Annotated in this window: 13 protein-coding genes; 4 read left to right on the top strand and 9 right to left on the bottom strand. The window is 66.7% G+C overall.

Annotation, left to right across the window (positions count from 1 at the left end; translation table 11 throughout):
- Positions 1 to 448 (top strand): transposase (locus DAT37_RS13155; protein ID WP_157978476.1); only part of this gene is annotated, 448 nt, incomplete at its 5' end.
- A gap of 38 nt (positions 449 to 486) precedes the next feature.
- On the opposite strand, the gene DAT37_RS13150 is transcribed toward DAT37_RS13155, so the two are convergent.
- The 5 genes from DAT37_RS13150 to DAT37_RS13130 all read right to left on the bottom strand — a co-directional run bounded on the left by DAT37_RS13150 (position 487) and on the right by DAT37_RS13130 (position 6,673).
- The gene (locus tag DAT37_RS13150) at positions 487 to 1,110 is read right to left on the bottom strand and encodes a hypothetical protein (RefSeq protein ID WP_109525029.1); all 624 of its coding nucleotides are present in this window, start codon (positions 1,108 to 1,110) and stop codon (positions 487 to 489) included.
- Between the two features lie 104 nt (positions 1,111 to 1,214).
- A complete protein-coding gene (hrpB, locus tag DAT37_RS13145) occupies positions 1,215 to 3,665 on the bottom strand; it encodes an ATP-dependent helicase HrpB (protein WP_109525028.1) in 2,451 nt (816 codons plus the stop codon).
- Positions 3,666 to 3,822: 157 nt separating this feature from the next.
- Entirely contained in the window at positions 3,823 to 4,803 is a 981-nt protein-coding gene (locus DAT37_RS13140; protein WP_109525027.1) for a TauD/TfdA dioxygenase family protein, read from the bottom strand.
- A gap of 81 nt (positions 4,804 to 4,884) precedes the next feature.
- Positions 4,885 to 6,075 (bottom strand): acyl-CoA dehydrogenase family protein, encoded by a 1,191-nt coding sequence (locus DAT37_RS13135; RefSeq protein WP_109525026.1) that lies wholly within the window; start codon positions 6,073 to 6,075, stop codon positions 4,885 to 4,887.
- Between the two features lie 214 nt (positions 6,076 to 6,289).
- Positions 6,290 to 6,673, bottom strand: coding sequence for a winged helix-turn-helix transcriptional regulator (locus DAT37_RS13130; protein ID WP_109525025.1), 384 nt, complete (start codon positions 6,671 to 6,673; stop codon positions 6,290 to 6,292).
- A 91-nt stretch (positions 6,674 to 6,764) separates the two neighbouring features.
- Between DAT37_RS13130 and DAT37_RS13125 the strand changes: the two genes are divergently transcribed.
- Both DAT37_RS13125 and DAT37_RS13120 read left to right on the top strand, forming a co-directional pair.
- On the top strand, positions 6,765 to 7,115 hold the full coding sequence (locus tag DAT37_RS13125) for a DoxX family protein (protein WP_109525024.1): 351 nt from the start codon (positions 6,765 to 6,767) through the stop codon (positions 7,113 to 7,115).
- Between the two features lie 284 nt (positions 7,116 to 7,399).
- On the top strand, positions 7,400 to 9,418 hold the full coding sequence (locus DAT37_RS13120; protein ID WP_109525023.1) for a caspase, EACC1-associated type: 2,019 nt from the start codon (positions 7,400 to 7,402) through the stop codon (positions 9,416 to 9,418).
- On the opposite strand, the gene DAT37_RS13115 is transcribed toward DAT37_RS13120, so the two are convergent.
- The 4 genes from DAT37_RS13115 to DAT37_RS13100 form a co-directional block, all read right to left on the bottom strand.
- Positions 9,393 to 9,773: a hypothetical protein gene (locus DAT37_RS13115; RefSeq protein WP_109525022.1), complete on the bottom strand. Its 381-nt coding sequence runs from the start codon at positions 9,771 to 9,773 to the stop codon at positions 9,393 to 9,395. The genes DAT37_RS13120 and DAT37_RS13115 overlap by 26 nt on opposite strands.
- Positions 9,774 to 10,048: 275 nt before the next feature.
- Positions 10,049 to 10,849, bottom strand: coding sequence for a hypothetical protein (locus DAT37_RS13110; RefSeq protein WP_109525021.1), 801 nt, complete (start codon positions 10,847 to 10,849; stop codon positions 10,049 to 10,051).
- Positions 10,850 to 11,150: 301 nt separating this feature from the next.
- The gene (locus tag DAT37_RS13105; RefSeq protein WP_109525020.1) at positions 11,151 to 13,616 is read right to left on the bottom strand and encodes an FHA domain-containing protein; all 2,466 of its coding nucleotides are present in this window, start codon (positions 13,614 to 13,616) and stop codon (positions 11,151 to 11,153) included.
- 323 nt (positions 13,617 to 13,939) lie between these two features.
- Entirely contained in the window at positions 13,940 to 15,748 is a 1,809-nt protein-coding gene (locus DAT37_RS13100) for a serine/threonine-protein kinase PknD (protein WP_109525019.1), read from the bottom strand.
- A gap of 321 nt (positions 15,749 to 16,069) precedes the next feature.
- Between DAT37_RS13100 and DAT37_RS13095 the strand changes: the two genes are divergently transcribed.
- Positions 16,070 to 16,855, top strand: a complete 786-nt coding sequence (locus DAT37_RS13095; protein ID WP_157978475.1) for an ATP-grasp domain-containing protein — start codon at positions 16,070 to 16,072, stop codon at positions 16,853 to 16,855.
- Positions 16,856 to 16,992: the final 137 nt, after the last annotated feature.

Here is a 16,992-nt window from a genome sequence, read left to right as displayed (position 1 = left end):
GGGACGTAAACCGTTGGCGCTGTTGATCACTCCTGGTCAGTGGGGTGACAGTCCACAGTTCACCGCCGTTCTCGACGAGATCGGGGTCCCACGTTCCGCGACCGGGCAGACCCGGACGCGACCGGACCGGGTCTTGGCCGACAAGGCGTACAGTTCCCGCGCCAATCGCGACTACCTACGGCGGCGTGGCATCAAATCCACGATTGCCATTCCCGCCGACCAACTCGCCCACCGGCGTCGACGCGGAACCCGAGGCGGTCGGCCACCAGGGTTCGATACCGAGATCTACAAGCAGCGTCACGCTGTCGAATGTGGCATCAACCAGCTCAAACAACACCGTGCCGTAGCCACCCGATACGACAAACTCGCTGTCCGCTACTTGGCCACCGTCCACATCGCTGCCATCAACATCTGGCTCGGCACCGGCCACCTCTTAAACACGGCCTAGACCCGGATCCGCTGCCGACGGGCAGTCGCCTACGGATTTCAGACCAGTTCGGGCACCCGCAGGTGAGCGAAACCCAGCCTGAACTCGGCCACCTCGAGGACCTCGGCCCCCAGCGCGCGGGCCAGTTCGGGCCTCATCCGCGCCGTCGGTTCACGGCTGCTCTCCAGTTCCTCGATACTCGACCAGACGCTCGAACCGACCGCTCGCCCGGTCGCCCGGTCGACGAAGAGGCTGGCGCTGCGGAATCCTTCGAGTTTCTCGAGTCTCGGCAGCGATTCGGTCTTGAACGTGTCGATCATCCGGTCGATCCCGGCCGGATCGGTCCGCATCCAGATGCACCGGGTGCACGCGCGCTCACCGGCCAGGTGATCGCGGTGCATGGCCGCGACTTCCCATTCCTCGATCTTCTGGGTCTGCCCGTGCAATGCCTGGGCCAGACCGTCACGCATCGGCGCGACGCGCGACTCGCTGGCATGCAGCGCGTCCTCGGAATCCCACGCGGACGTGGCGATACAACGCCCTGACGCCCTGTCGACCATCAACGACATGCCGACCCATCCGTCGATATCGGACAGATTCGGCATCAACTCCTTGCGGAGGTACGCGATTCCGCTGTCGACCGACGACGGCTCGGCCGTGATCGTGCTCGAACGTGCGTACATTGGCCACCTCCTACTTCAGGAAGGGCAGCGCCCCCGGTGGACGCCACCGGACATATCCACTGTCCTCCACCGCGCGCCTGCGCACAATGCGGGCTCCGGGCCGCTCACCCGTTCCGGTCACGGCCGGCATTGCGCGCGGTGCCCCGATGGGCGGGGACGGTCGCGGGATCCTCCGGCCAGGCGTGTTTGGGATAGCGGCCGCGCAGGTCGGCGCGGACCTGAGACCAGCCGGATCGCCAGAACGACGCCAGATCAGCGGTCACCGCGACCGGGCGCTGCGCCGGGGAGAGCAGATGCAGCACGATCGGGACGCGGCCGTCACCCAGCCGCGGTGCCTCCGCCCAACCGAACACCTCCTGCACCTTCACCGCGAGGACCGGCGGATCCAGCGAATAGTCGACGCGGGGGCGGCTGCCGGAGGGGACCTCGAGACGTTCGGGCGCGAGTTCGTCCATTCGGGCCGCCTCCGGCCAGGGCAGCAGCCTGCGCAACGCCTGCCCGGCGTCGATACGTTCGAGATCGGCGCGGCGACGGGCGGTGGCCAGTTCCGGACCGAGCCAGACCTCGGCGGCGGCCAGCAACGACTCGTCGTCGACCGCAGGCCAGGGCGCGCCGAGGGTGCGACGCAGGAAATCGAGGCGTTGCCGCAGGGCGATCGCCTCCGCACTCCAGGACAGCAGGCCGGGGCCGCAGGACCGCAGCCCCAGCAGCACCGCCGCGGCGAGCATCCGGCGGTCCGGCTCGGGAACAGGCTTCTGCGACAAGATGATCGCGCCCAGGCGCTCCACCCGCCGGGCCACCACCTCACCGTCGACCCAATCGATTTCCTCGACGCTGCTCAGCAGGCTGGAGGCCGCACGCCGAGCCAACGGTTCGTCGGCGACCGCGGCCAACCGCACCACCCCCTCAGCGCGCCCCGGATCGCGGGTCGCGACACCGACCGCCAGCCATTCCGCGTCACCGACGCCTGCGTCGGGCAGCGCGGTCACCGCCGTACCGCCCGCCATGAGATAGCTGGCCGACCCCGCGGCACGCCGCCGCGCCAGCCGCTCCGGATAGGCCAGCGCCACCACGAAGGCCGGATCGTCTTTCCCGTCCCGACCTTCGACCAACCGGGCCAGCCGATCGACTTCCCGGCGCCAGTGCGCGGGTCGCTCCCGCCGCAACACCCGCAGGCCGGTCACGAGATCGATGCCGGAGATGTAGCTGTCGTCGTCGAGAACCGTCACCACCTCCGCGGCCGCCCGCGCACCCACCACCTCCGCCCCGTCGAGCAGGGCGCGCGCCAACCGCGGATGCAGCCCGATCCGCGCGATCCGCCGACCTCGGTCGGTCACCGCCCCGTCACCGTCGACCGCGCCCAGGGCGCGCAGCACGTCCCGCCCGGCGTTCAGTCCTCCCGGCGGCGGAACGTCCCACCAGCGCAGGCCGTGACCGTCGGCCGTGCCCCAGCAGGCCAGCTCCAGGGACAATCGGGTCAGATCCGCCGTCCGGATCTCCGGCTCGGGATAGGCGGGCAGCGTCGTGTGCTCGTATTCCGGCCAGCACCGCCACACCCACCCCGGTCCCTCACGACCGGCCCGCCCGGCCCGCTGCTCGGCCACCGCCGCCGAAACCCGCACCGTCGCGAGCCCGGACAGTCCACGGGCCCGATCGATTCGCGGCACCCTGGCCAGCCCGGAATCCACGACCGCCCGCACGCCCGGCACCGTCAGACTCGACTCCGCGACGGCCGTGGCAAGCACCACCCGCCGCCGGGCACCCGGTCGCAGTGCCGCGTCCTGCCCCGTCGCGGACAATCGTCCGTGCAGGGCAACGACATCCACGCCGGACAGATCGGCCAGCAACGCCGCGGTCCGACGGATCTCGGCTGCCCCGGGCAGGAAGACCAGCACGTCTCCCTCGGTGTCGGCGAGCGCGATCCGGGTGGTGCGCGCGACCTGCGCTTCGATCCGTTCCCTCGGCAACGGCACGACGTAGGCCGTCCGAACGGGATAGGTGCGACCATGTGCCTCCAGCACCGGCGCCGGGTTCTCCCCGCCCAGTAGCGCCGAGAGCCTCTCGGCGGCAACGGTTGCCGAAGTGGCCAGCACCCGCAGATCCGGCCTCAGGCCCGCCCGCGCGTCGAGCAGCAGGGCCAACAGCAGATCCGCGTCGAGATGTCGCTCGTGGCATTCGTCGAGCAGCACCACGTCGACCCCCGCGAGTTCGGGATCGTCCTGTAACCGCCGCACCAGCAGCCCCGAGGTCACGACCTCGATCCGGGTCCGACGCCCGACACGACGATCACCTCGCACCGAATAGCCGACCGATTCGCCCACCTGCTCCCCCAGCAGCGCCGCCATGCGCCCGGCCGCCGCCCGCGCCGCCAGTCGTCGCGGCTCGGCCACGACCACCCGCCCCGAGACGGCAGCGGCCAGAGCCAACGGCACCAGGGTCGTCTTCCCGGTTCCCGGCGGCGCGACCAACACGGCCGTCCCGTGCTCGGCCAAGGTCGTGACGACACGGTCGAGCACGCCACGGATCGGCAGATCGGGAAGTTCGGGCAGGTCCATAACCGACCAGTCTGAAGCGTCGGCTCGCAGACGCTTCGGTGCGGGCGGTTCCGGACACGCCCCGACGACTACCGCCGCGACCCGACCATGCCGAACGGTCTGCGGCTCGGACAGGCGAGAACGGCCGTTTCGGCGTGGTCGGTGAGGTGGATACGGGTCACGCGGCGAAGAACTCGAGTCGCGGAGAGTCCACGATTTCGCTGTAGTGCGAGGCGTCGCCCTGGATCACCCGACTCGGGGACCCGTTGACGTCCACCGGTATATCGCCGGCGAGGGTGATGCGGTGCAACTCGCGTTCCTGGTCGCCGAAGTCCGCGATTCCGTAGTGTTGGGTGGCGCGATTGTCCCAGATCGCGACGTCGCCGAGACGCCAGTTCCAGCGGAAAGTGTTCTCCAATCTGATGATTCGGGCCTGTAAAAGCTGATACAGGCCGTGGAACTCGGTGGCGCTCAGGCCGCGGAAACTCTTCGCGAAATGACCGAGCAGCAGAGAGCGCTCACCGGTCTCCGGGTGCACCCGCACAACGGGGTGCACAGTTTCGTATTCGGTGCTGGTGAATTCCTGATACTTGGCGGGTTTGCCGCCCTCGCCCGCGTCGGCGAGGTCGGTCCGGCCGGCGTAGTCGTACAGATTGCTGTGTGTCGCCCACAGTTCTTCGGTCAACGCGCGCAACGGTTTCGGCAGCTGTTCGTAGGCCGCCACGGTCGATGCCCAGGTGGTGGCCCCACCGTACTCGGGGAGGGTGACGGCCCGCAGGATCGAGGCCTTGGGAACGCGGTCGACGAAGGTGACGTCGGTGTGCCAGGTGTTCGCCGCGCGGTCGATGGTGAGTAACCGGGTGCCGAGCGAGGTGAGGGTCGGGTGGGGTTCGGTCGGTGTGCCGAGCAACTCCGCGAACGCGTGCTGCGAATCGTCGTCGAGCTGGTGCTGATCGTCGAAGACGACCACCTTGTTGATCGCCAGGGCGAGCCGGATCGCTTCGACCTGCTCGGCGGGAAGGTCCCCGCCGAGTCGTACTCCGCCGAGCCGCGCACCGATGTGCTCACCGAGTTTATCGACGGTGATTCCGGCCTGGCGATAGAACTTCGCGGCGTCGGCTTCCCGGTCCGCGCGAATCTCGATCTGCGCGAGTGTCATTGTCTGTGCTCCCTTTTCCGTCGTCGGTCGTACAACGGCGACCGTCTGTCGAAGGCACCCCCGAAGTCCCGGAGGCCGACCTCACTCGCCGAGCAGGAAATTGCCGATGTACTCCCGGACGCTGTCGCTGCTGGGCGGGTGGAAACTTCCCGCGCGGACGTCGCGGTACAGCCGCTCCAACTCGTTGCGGCGGTGGATCGAACCGCCGCCGCCGATCTCGAGCGCGATATCCACGACGGTTCGCGCGGTACGGGTGCCGTTCTCCTTCACGGCGAACAACGCCAGCAGCAGACGGTCGCCGAGGTCGTCGCCGCGAGCCAGCACCTCGGTGATGTGATCGAGGTGTGCCGTCGCCGCCTCCAAGGCCAATTCGGCCTCGGCGGCGTGGTACTGGACGAACGGTTTGCCCGCGACGGGGCGGCCGCCGAGGCTGAGCACGTTGCGGGTCCGCGCCGACTCGAGCGCGACATCGACTGCGCGGCGGCCGATTCCGAGGTACACGTTGACCAGCGCCGGGATCGCCCACGGGAGGATCGACGAGATGAACGGACCGGGGTTCGCGCCGCGCTCGTAGCTGTCGATCACATACTCCTGCGCGACGAACACGTCGGTGAGCACGGTGTCGTGGCTGGCGGTCGCCCGCACCCCGAGGGTGTCCCAGGTCTCCACGGTGCGGACACCCTCGCTGTGCCGAGGCACGAAAGCGTGGATGATGCGCGGCCGCTCCGGATCACTGTCGTCACGAGCGTGAATGCCCAGCCAGTCCCACGCGGGCGACAACGAGGTGAAGATCTTGTGCCCGTTGACGAGATAGCCTCCCTCGACCGGCACCGCGCCGGTGGTGGAGTCATCGATGGCCAGGTCGTTTCCGCGCTCACCGTGTCCGGCCGCGATGACCTTGCCTGCCGCGACCTCGCGCGCGAGCCAGTCCAGCGACGTGTCACCCGCGGCGATCCGGTCGGCCAGCGGACCGGTCCAGTACAGATGCATGTTCACACCGAGCGCGGTGGCCGGCGCCCAGTACGCGAGTGCCCGCTGGGCCCGATTGAACTCCGGGAGCGTCCACCCGAGCCCACCGTGACTGACCGGAATCGCCGCGCGCAGATATCCGATATCCCGCAGTTCATCGAGATCCTCTGTGAAGAAACGATTGTCGCGATCGTATTCCGGCGCCCGTTGATGGAAACGGTGTAGCAACGCCTCGGGCAGGACGCCGGGCGTCAGCACCTCCGAAATCGGTGAATCGACGGGCTCCACGGCGAGATCTGTCATGGTGCAACTACTTTCGACGAGTGGACGATCGCCTCACGTCGCTCTTGCGCGAGCGACGCGGCAGACTCGACGGTAGGAGGCCGCGATGTCGGGCGGAAGCAAATAAGTCAGGAAGAGTCCAACGGTGTCGCACAGAGCCGCATCCGCATTGTCCACCAACACATCCCGGCTCGCACAGCCCATCCGGCCCGTGGAACCCGGTCGGCCGGATCGGTCACCCGTGCTCCGGCGCTGTCCCCGGCGCCGCGGTCGATTCGCGGAACGTCGCGACCGAGGCGCCGTTCACTCGCGCCCACGTCGTCAGAGCTTCGATCGGCTCCCGAAGCGTGTCCCCGAGCGCGGTCAAGCTGTACTCGACCCGTGGCGGCGCCTCCGCGTACACCCGCCGCTCCACGAGCCCGTGCTCCTGAAGCCGGCGCAACGTCTGGGTCAGCACCTTGCGTGAGACCCCACTGATCAGCTCGACGAGCTCGCCGTGCCGCCGCGGGCCTTCGCTCAACGCGAACAGTGTCACCACAGCCCATTTGCTGGCGATGATCTCGATGGCCGACCTGGCGGGGCAGTCGGCGAGAAAGACGGTTCCGGGTCGAAGGCTCACGCTGCGAAGGGTACCTTTCGGTACCTGACGGCTCCCTAGCGTCGACGGCACGCAGTGCACCGCGCTGCCCGTCAACCAGTGGAGGCCCGCAATGTTCGTCACCTACCTCGTCGTCGCCGTGCTCATGTCGGTCGTGCTCGTGATCTCGGCAGGCGCGAAGTTCACACGACCCCCGCGGATGGTCGAGCAGATGTCGACCCTCGAATTGCCGTTCACCGTACTGCCGTTGCTGGGCGTCGCTCAGATCGCCGGAGCAGCGGGCCTCGTCATCGGAATGTGGTGGGGACCGCTCGGCGTCGCCGCCGCGACGTGCCTGACGCTCTATTTCATCGGCGCGGTTGCCGCGCACGTGCGCGTCGGCGACATCGCAGGCACGGCCCCGGCAGCAACCCTCGCCGTCGTGGCCGCTGTCCTGATCGGCTTGCGCGTCGGCTCCCTCTGACCACCCGGTTGAATCCCGACACCGAGAACGTGTCCGACCGCGCATGGGCCCACGACGCATCGCACCCGACCGGAGCACCCGGTTCGGTCCGGAGCTGCTGAAAACGACAACCAATTCCGTGTCGGCGCGCTCGATTGCGATTGTCGAGTACCGCACTACTCACGCGATCCATCTTCGAGTCGATCAGTATCGATCGGGTCAGGGATTTCCGTTCGCACGGTACGAGCACTGTTCGGTCGACGGGAATTCAGTGAGCCGTATTCGAATGCCTGGGCAGGTGAATTATGGTTGCTGGTCAACGCAGCGCACTGATTGTCGCTTGCGACAGCTATGTGGATCCGAGTCTGCGTAAATTGCGCGCGCCGACTCGGGACGCGCAGGCTCTCGCCGACGTACTCCAGGATCCGGCGATCGGCGGATTCGATGTACGCACCTCGCTGAACGAGCCTGCGCATGTGGTGTGCGAGGCGGTCGAGGGTTTCTTCGCCGACCGGGGCCCGGAAGATCTGTTGCTTCTGCATTTCTCCTGCCACGGAGTCAAGGACGAGAGCGGAGAGTTGTACTTCGCCTCGTCCAACACCAAGCTGGGCCGACTGGGCGCCACGAGCGTTGCGGCGGAGTTCGTGAACCGTCGGATGAATCGGAGTCGCTCGCGGCGCATCGTGTTGCTGTTGGACTGCTGCTACGCGGGCGCCTTCGAAAGGGGCATGGCCCACCGGGCAGGCACCGGAATGAACCTGGAGCAGTTGAGCGGGCGGGGCCGTGCGGTGATCACCGCGTCGAGCGCGATGGAATATTCATTCGAGAGCGGGGAGCTCACCGACTCCGCCGACGGCAAGCCGTCGGTGTTCACCGGCGCGTTGGTCGATGGCCTGTCCACAGGTGAGGCGGATCGAAATCAGGACGGCTTGATCACCCTCGACGACCTCTACGACTACGTGTACGGCAAAGTGCGGTCTTGTTCACCCAACCAGACCCCAGGGAAGTGGGTGTTCGGTGTGCAGGGGGAGCTCTACATAGCCCGACGCAATCGGCGCCTGGCCGAACCCATGCCGTTGCCGGTCGAATTGCGGATGCTGATAGACAGTCCGCTGTCGAGCGTGCGGGCCGTCGCGGTTCGCGAGCTCGAAAAACTGCTCCACGGTGGTCATCTCGGGCTGGCCGAGGCCGCGCAACAGAACTTGCGCGAACTGTGCCGTGACGACAGCCGCACGGTCTCCTCGGCGGCCGAATCCGCGTTGGATTCCGACATCCCCGGCGCTGTTCCGCCATTTCCCACACCGATCACCGATCGCACGCCGCCGGATTCGTCATCGGCAGCGGAATCCGGCCCGCCGAAAGCTCCGGTCGCGGACAAAGTCGCCGACGCCCCCTGCCCGACCGAACCCCAGCGACGCCGCCCGAAGCCGACGGCGCAGGAGCAGCCGTCGTCCCACCAACCATCGGTGACCTCTCGTCCGCGGCCTGGAAAGTCGGTCGGCGCGGATGACGCCCAGCGATCCGATCCCGTCGCGCTGCCACGTGTCGCGGGTGCGTTGATGCTCTGCGCCGCCGTGGCGATGGCATGTAATCCGTTCATACCGTACGACCGATGGCACGACGAGCGAGTCCTCGACATCGGTCTCGCAACTGCCGCCGCGCCCGCCTTCATGATGGCCGCGCTGACAGGTTGCGCCGGAATCTGTCTACTCGGCGCTCGTCGGGCGCGGTCGATAGGCGCCGGCGTCGCACTGGGGTTCAATGCGACAGTGCCGTGGTTCCTATGGAATCAGTGGGGCCCGTGGACAGACTGGGGCGCGGCGACGTGGCTGTGGTTCGCCGCGTTGGAGCTTTCGGTGCTGGCCGCGGGTTTCGCCGCGTCGACGGTCATTCGAATGGCCGACATTCGACTGCGTTTTTCACTGCCGGCCGACGCCGGATCTCGGACGATGGGGTGTGTCGGCCTCGGCTTGGCGCCGGTTCTCCTCTACGCAGTCACCGAACGCTCGGAAAACCCGCAAAGCTGGGGAGTTCTCTCCTTGACAGTCATGGCGCTGGCGATACCGGTCTGTGCCGCCGTCGCGGTACCGCGCGCGTTCGGGGTCGCACTTTTCGCAGGCTGGTGCGGCGCGGCCGCGCTCGTCGCCTACTACTCGATTCGTCTGCCCACGCCCGATGACCTCAACCCCGAAGTAGTCATCATCTTCGTACTGACAATGGCAGTCGCGGTAGCGGTCGTGGCGATCACCGTGGCGTCGGAATCGAGCACCGAAGCAAATCGGGCTCGGGCCCCGATGTTCACCCGCCCGCGTGACGCTCGATGAACGCGGTCACCAATTGTTTCTCGGTCTCCGCCGACGCATCCGTGAGCTCGAGTCGGTCCTCGCCGATCTGCACGGTGATCGCGAGATGACTCTGATTGGACCGCCAGCCTCGCAACGTGTCCAACAGTTGACGCAGTGCCACCAGGCCCGGACCCACTCCGACGACGAGCTGGCCCACCAGTTCCGCACCGATTCCTCGGGTGTCGGCCGGAGCGGGTCCACCGCTGACGGGGGTGACGTGATCGACGTCCAGGTCCAGCAACTCCGATCGAAGTTGCCGGGCGTTGCCATCGAGCTGATCGATGTCGAGACCTTCGCCGAACAATGTGACATTCACATCGACTACGTCGGACATGGAACCTCCACGATGAGGAATTGTCGCTGCCGCTTCGGTACGAGAATTTGTCTGGCGCCCAGGGTAGTCCCCCAAGTTCCGCGAACAATTCTCTCGACGGTGCGAGTCGTTCGGCCGACCGAACTCACCCTGGTCGCGGCGCAGGCCGCAGACGAAAGATGGCGACGCGGGTCGGTCATCGGCGACACCGCGACCATCAACGCTTGCGGCGCTGCTCCGCCGATCCGGCGGGTCGATCAGGGACCGAGACGGTCCCCCGCCGGACCGCGCCGACGTCACACACCACCCTCGACGATCGACCAATCCGACGAAACCCCGGGCAGCGCTCCGACGTTGGCGTAACTGCCGCCGCTCAGAGTCGAGATCCACGCGGTGCCGTCGTTCTTGTAGAAGAACAGGCTGTCGGCCGTCCGGCCGATCCGGTCCCAATGGCCGGAGGTGCCGTTGTCGTGGACGGGGCCGATGGTGCCTCCGATCATCTTCGCGATCTGGTAGGTGTCGGTGGACGGCGAGGGCACTCGCAGCAGTAGTGAATCCGTGGTGGCGGTCAGTTCGATGCCGACCACACCGTCCACCTCACCGCGGTGCGAGTAGGTGCCATCGGTGAGCGAGCCGAAGGCCAGGATGTAGTTGGGCAGATCGCCGTGGCCGACATTCTTGGCGAAGGCCATGGTGTCGGCTGATCCCGCGATTCCGGCCCAGCCGACTCTGAAGTCGTCGTATCCGCGCACCTCCCGGTAGACGCCGCCGGTCAGGCGACCCGACGCCGCGTGCCCGGTCTTCTCGTCGTAGAACAGCACCGTGTCGGCGGTCGCCTCGACATGTGACCAGCTGTCCGAGAATCCGTCACCCGACTCGCGACGCGTGTAGAACCCGTCGGTCAAGGTGCCCGATTCCCATGCGCCGGTGCCCTTCTCGTAGAAGATGAGGGTGTCGCGGCCGGCCGCAGCGTGGGTGTAGCCCGCCGGAATCGAAGTCACGGTGTCATGCTGAGTCCAGTGGCCGCCGGACAGTCGACCGGTGCCGGCCGCGCCGGTTTCGCCGTTGTAGAACATGATCGTCGTATTCGTGTTCATTGTTCGTCCTCCGCGTTGTCGTCGTATGCCCGACGCGGCGAGATCGAGGGAATCGCTGGCGCGACGCGCTCCCGCGCGGCAGGCTGTCGGTTCGCCCAGGTTTTTCCTGGACATCCCCGATACTCATCGAGTCGGAGGACGCGGCACCGGAGTGATCGACTACCTCATTTCCACTGACGGCTGTTCCGGCCCGGAACAACGCGCGGGAGATGTTTTCGGCATGCCCGCCAGCGAGCGGTTCGCGGAAGCTATGGACGCAGCTCCGACTACTACTCCGTGGGCTCTTCTGTGCTTATCGGCGTCAAATCCGCGCGGGGCGGGCGCCGCGCCGCCGTGGCCGCATCTGGTAGAGGCGATACCAGGCCAGCGCGAGGAAGATCACCGTCAGACCGGCGACGACGCCCATGTCGAGCAGCCACGTGCCGAGGGTGTGTTTCCACAGCGGGTCGGGTCCGCCGTCGTGCGGTGAGAGGGTGTCGAGGTCGAGGCTGGCGGCGCCGGCGCCGTAGCCCCAGCGAGACGGCGAGAGGTAGGACAGCTCGTGCAGAACGGGTGTGCCAGGAAGCCGCACCAGACCGCCGGTGAGCACGAGTTGTGCCATGGACAGCACGATCAGCAGTGGCAGCGTCTTCTCCGAGGTGTTCACCGAGACCGACACCAACAAACCCAGCGCCAGCGACGCGATGCCGAGTAGGGCCATCGCCAGGATCAACTCCACTTCGACGGAGGTGAATATTCCCGAGGGCGGGAAGCTCTCGCCGATGGTGCCGATCACGAACAACACCGCTGTCTGAAGGATGGTGATCACTCCCAAGACCAGCACTTTCGACATCAGATAGACACCGGCCGAGAGGCCCGCCGCGCGTTCTCTGCTGTAGATCGTCTGTTCCTTGACGATCTCGCGAATCGAGTTGCCGGTACCGACGAAGCACGCACCGAACATCAAGATCATGAGTTTGGTCGGTGCGTCGGTATTGGTTCCCGGCGCCCCGGTGAACCCCTCGCCCGAGGGCACCGCGGCGATCAGACCGCCCAGCAGCAGCGGCATCACACCGAGCAACGCCAAATAGCTGCGGTCCGAGGCGATCACGGCCAGGTAGCGTCGGCACAGGGTGCTGAGCTGGCTGAGTTTGGACTGCGACGCGGGCGGCGGCGGTGCCGGCGGGCGCTGCACTTCCGTCGATTCGGCGTCGTCGGGCAGCGCGTCCGCGATGTAGTTCTCGAAGCGCGGGGATTCCCGGAACTCACCGGCCCAGTCGCGGTCCTCCTCCCGATCGAAGGCTTGGAACACCTCGGCCCAGGTGCGCTGCCCGAATTCCCGCAACCCTTCCTCGGGTGGTCCGTAATAGGCCAGCTTGCCGCCCGGCACCAGGACCAGGAGGCGGTCGCAGGTGTCGAGATTCGCCACGCTGTGCGTGACGACGATGACGGTGCGCCCGTCGTGCGCCAGTTCCGACAACATCTCCATGACCGTCTTGTCCAGGCCCGGGTCGAGGCCGGAGGTCGGTTCATCGAGGAACAGCAGGGACGGTTTGGTCAGCAATTCGAGCGCGACGCTCACGCGTTTGCGTTGCCCGCCGGAGAGCCGGTCGATGCGGGTGTCGGCGTGCCGAGTCAGTCCGAGTTCGTTGAGGACTTCGTCGACTCGCTGTTCGCGTTCCTCGCTGCGGGTGTCCCCGGGGAAACGCAGCTCGGCGGCGTAGAGCAGGGCACGTCGGGTCTGGAGCTGGTTGTGCAGGATGTCCTCCTGCGGAACCAAACCGATCCGGTGCCTCAACTCTTCGTAATCGGTGTACAGGTCGCGTCCGTCGTAGCGGACGGTTCCCTCGGTCGCGGGCCGCAGCCCGGTGACCGCGCCCAACAATGTCGACTTGCCCGCGCCGCTGGGCCCGATCACCCCGACGAGCGAGCGCTGCGCGATGGGGAAGCTCACCTCGTCGAGGAGCACTTTGCCCTCGGGTGTCCGCACGATGAGGTTCTGCACCGAGACCGAGATGTCGCCGGTGTCGACGGACTCGCGCAGTTCGTTGCCGACGAGTCGGTAGGTGGCATGCCCCATGCCGATCAAGTCGGATTCGGTCAGGTCCGCGGCTTCGACGCGGTGGCCGTTGACGTAGGTGCCGTTGTGGCTGTCGAGGTCGACGACTCGATATCGACCTTCGCCTACCACCCGCAGTTCGGCATGGTGGCGCGAGACCATGAGGTCGGGCACGACGATGTCGTTGTCGGTGGCGCGCCCGATGCGAAGTGTGTCCGAGATGATCCGTACCACCGCGCTGGGATGGGCGGTCTGAGGGGACGACCGCGACACTCGCCGAGGCAGCCCCGGCTCGAACTTGGTGATCGTGGCGTCGTCGTCGAGCGCGTAACCAGGATTCGGGACGACCATCGTGTCCCCGCCGGGATCAACCTCGGGCTCGGGCTCGGCACCGGCCGAGGTTTCCAGCGAGCAGGACAACTCGGCGCCATCTTGGGCGTGACCGAGCTGGAAGGTCTCGTCGTGGTCGATCACCATCCGCTCGACGCGGTGCCCGTCGAAAAAGGTGCCGTTGAGGCTGTGCGCGTCCTCGATTTCCCAACCGTGCGATCCCTGTTCCAGAACCGCGTGCAAGGTCGAAACGCGCGGATCGGAGACGACGATATCGGCGGTCGGATCGCGGCCGACGTTATACGCGCCCCCGGCACGCAGTCGATAGACGCGTTCTCGCGTCTGCACTACAAGAACCGGCGATTCGGATAATTCCGCGAGAGACTGCCCATTCGCCATATCGGGAGTATACGACCGTGCCGAAGTTATTGCGGCGACAATCGGCCACAACCATGCCGTGCAGCGTCCGCCGCACCGGTTCGGAATTCAGAGAGATATCGGCCTGACCAGCATGAATCAGACCAATCGGCGGCGAGGCAGCCCTATTCGATCGCCGCCGCAAAATCCCACACTGCCGAGCAAATTGTCAACGATTCAATCGGTTTAGAAAATCCCACGGAACCGGATGCCGAATCGAATCCGAATATTTCCTGATCCGTTTCATCCACCGATATTTCGTTACATCGAATATTCCACGATTGATCGAGGCCGATCCGGATGATTCAGCCACCCGCGAGTTTGACCACCGGATCGGGGCCCAGATCGGTGATATACACATCGCCCGCCGCGTCGACCGCCACGCCCTGCGGATTCTTCAGGCCGGTGAACGGCAAGGGCGTCGGCGTCGACGCGCCCACCGACAACATCACCACCCATTTGTTACCCCAGTCGACGATGTACACATCTCCCGCCGCGCCGACCGCCAAGCCCTGGGGATCTTTGAGCCCGGTGATCGGCAACATGGTCGGCGTCGACGCGCCCGCCGCCAACATCCGCACCTGCTCGGTGCCCAATTCGGTGATGTACACGTTGCCCGCCGCGTCGACCGCCACTCCGTCGGGGCCTTGTAGTCCCGTCAACGGCAGCGTGGTCGGGCTCGGCGCGCCCGCCGCCAACCGCACCACCCGATCGTTACCCCGGTCGGCGACGTAGACGTCTCCCGCCCCGTCGACCGCCACACCACGGGGATCTTTCAACCCCGCGAACGGAAGCGCGGTCGGCGTCGACGCGCCCGGCGCCAATTTCAGCACCCGATCGTTGCTCGTGTCGGTGACGTATATGTTGCCCGCGGTGTCGACCGCGACATTCTGGGGATTCTTCAGGCCGGTGAAGGGCAGCGAGGTCGGCGTCGACGCGCCTGGGGCCAATTTCAGCACCTGATCGTTGCCCATGTCGGCGACGTAGACGTTGCCCGCCGCGTCGACGGCTACGCCGGTGGGCAGGCTGACGCCGGAAAACGGCAGCGCGGTCTGTGACGAGAAGCCCGAGGCGACGGATGTGGGCGAGTCACCATCGCCACCCGATTCCCGTTGGAGACCGAGGACGACAGCCACGGCGATCGCCACAGCGACCAGGGCCGCGGCGGCTATCAGCCCGATTGTTCTGGGCGACAACGAGATGCGTCGCTGTCGACGCGCGGCCACACCCCCCGTGGCGTCGGCCGCGGCATCGCCCAACGCGGCGCGGGCCGCCGCGGTCAGCTCGCCTACGGTCTGGTAGCGATCGTCGGGATTCTTGGCCATTCCTTTGGCGATGACGGCATCGAAAGCCGTCGGTACATCGGGTGTCGTACTGCTGGGACGCGGCGGCGGGGTGTGCAGGTGATGGGCGATCACACCCTGCATCCCCAATTCGCTCACGAACGGCGCCCGACCGGTCAGGCATTCGTGCAGCACACACGCCAACGCGTACACGTCCACTCGGGCATCGGGGCTGACCGCCGCACCGATCTCCTCCGGCGCCATATAGGCGACGGTGCCGATCGTCTCGCCGGTCGCGGTCAGCGTGCGGTCGTCGGCGGCGTGGGCGATCCCGAAGTCGATCAGGGAGGCGAACTCGTCGTCGCCGAGCAGGATATTGGTGGGTTTGACATCGCGGTGGACCAGCCCGGCGGCGTGGGCCGCCTGCAACGCACCTGCCACCTGTGCGACGATCGCCACCGACCGCTGCGGCGACAGGGCCCCTTCTTTCGTGAGCACCTTGCGCAGGTCGGTGCCCTCGATCAGGCGCATATTCAGATAGAGCCGACCGTCGATATCACCGAAATCGTGGATGGGAATCACATGCGGCTCGGTCAACTGCGCCACCGCCCGGCACTCCCGGCGGAACCGCTCGCGCAACTGCTCGTCATCGGCGAAGCGCTCGGGCAACAGCTTGAGCGCCACCACCCGGTTGGTCAGCGAATCGTGCGCACGCCACACCTGGCCCATGCCGCCCTGACCCAGCAGCGACAACAACCGATAGCGACCGAAGGCAACCGCTTGCCCCGACGCCCAGGTGGTGTCGCCACCACCCATTGGTATGTCATCCATTGTGCCGTCCCGTAACCACTCGTCTGGCTAACGGCCGTACTCGCTGACATTCCGACCCGCGTCCGCGAGTAGACAGCCTCACACTAGTCGATTCAGCCAGGCCGGATACTTGTTAGCCGGATGTTGTCTTCAGCCATCTCGGGGTTGGACGACGATCCCACTCCACATGCAGCTAGCGGCCGGCAACCGAATCGGTCGACGGCACGGCGCGACTCGAACCGATCGTTGTCGCGCCGACGATCCACATCGGCCCGCGACTGCTCGACAGCGCTCGTCAGTATTCGGTCGCCGCACGTTGTCCGTTGTCCTACCCTGTCGGCGGTGCCGACGCTGATCCTGTCCCCCCGATTCACCGACGATTCCATCCTCATGCGGGTGGCGGCCGGACGTGCGGGCCGGCAGGTCCATCGTTCGACCGGATGGCGCATACCGCAGGACTCGGTCGCGGGACCGTACGCGATCTACGGCGAAGTGCTGTTCGCCGAAGCGGTGGCCGGACAACTCGGCCTCGCACTTCTCGACGTGCCCGAGGACTGGCTACCCGGACTCCCCCGCCAGTTCCTGCGTCGCGAACTACGTGTGTCGACGGTGGCTGCGGCACGAGTTCATCCGGGCCCCGTCTTCGTCAAACCTGCCGACGGAAGGAAAGGTTTCGCCGGCCGCTTGTACCGGGCGGGTGCCGGACTCCCGTCCGAAGCCGCGTGCCCGGGCGACACGGCGGTGTTCATGGCGGAGCCGGTGACCTGGCAGATCGAGGTCCGCTGCTTCGTCCTGCGTGGTCGCGTCCTGACATGTTCGCCCTACCTGCGCGACGGGCACTACATCGGCGGCGATTCGTCGATGACCGTCGAGGAGCGATCCGCCGCCGAAACCTACGTCGAGCAACTGCTTTCCGTCGCACCCGCCCCACCGGCCGTGGTCATCGACGTCGGACGGATAGAGGGGCGTGGCTGGGCGGTCGTCGAAGCCAACAGCGCATTCGGGGCGGGCGTATACGGCTGCGATCCGGAACGCGTTCTCGAGGTACTCGCCCATGCCTGCGTGCCACGCCACGAACTCGGCGAGGCCCACGCTCCGTGGGCGTTGCCGCCGGTCCGACTCGAGTGATCCTTCCACTAAGCAGATGTCAACGGCCCGAGATAGCCCCGAGCCGTTGCTCTTCGAGTACTCACACCCCACTGCCCGCACCAGCACCGACAGCATCGGCGATGGCGAGTTCCGGTCAGGGTCTTCATGTAGGTCAC

The sequence above is a fragment of the Nocardia aurea genome (genome assembly GCF_003123685.1).
In the GTDB taxonomy this organism is placed as follows: Bacteria; Actinomycetota; Actinomycetes; order Mycobacteriales; family Mycobacteriaceae; genus Nocardia; species Nocardia aurea.
This window is presented reverse-complemented; position numbering and strand designations above follow the sequence as displayed.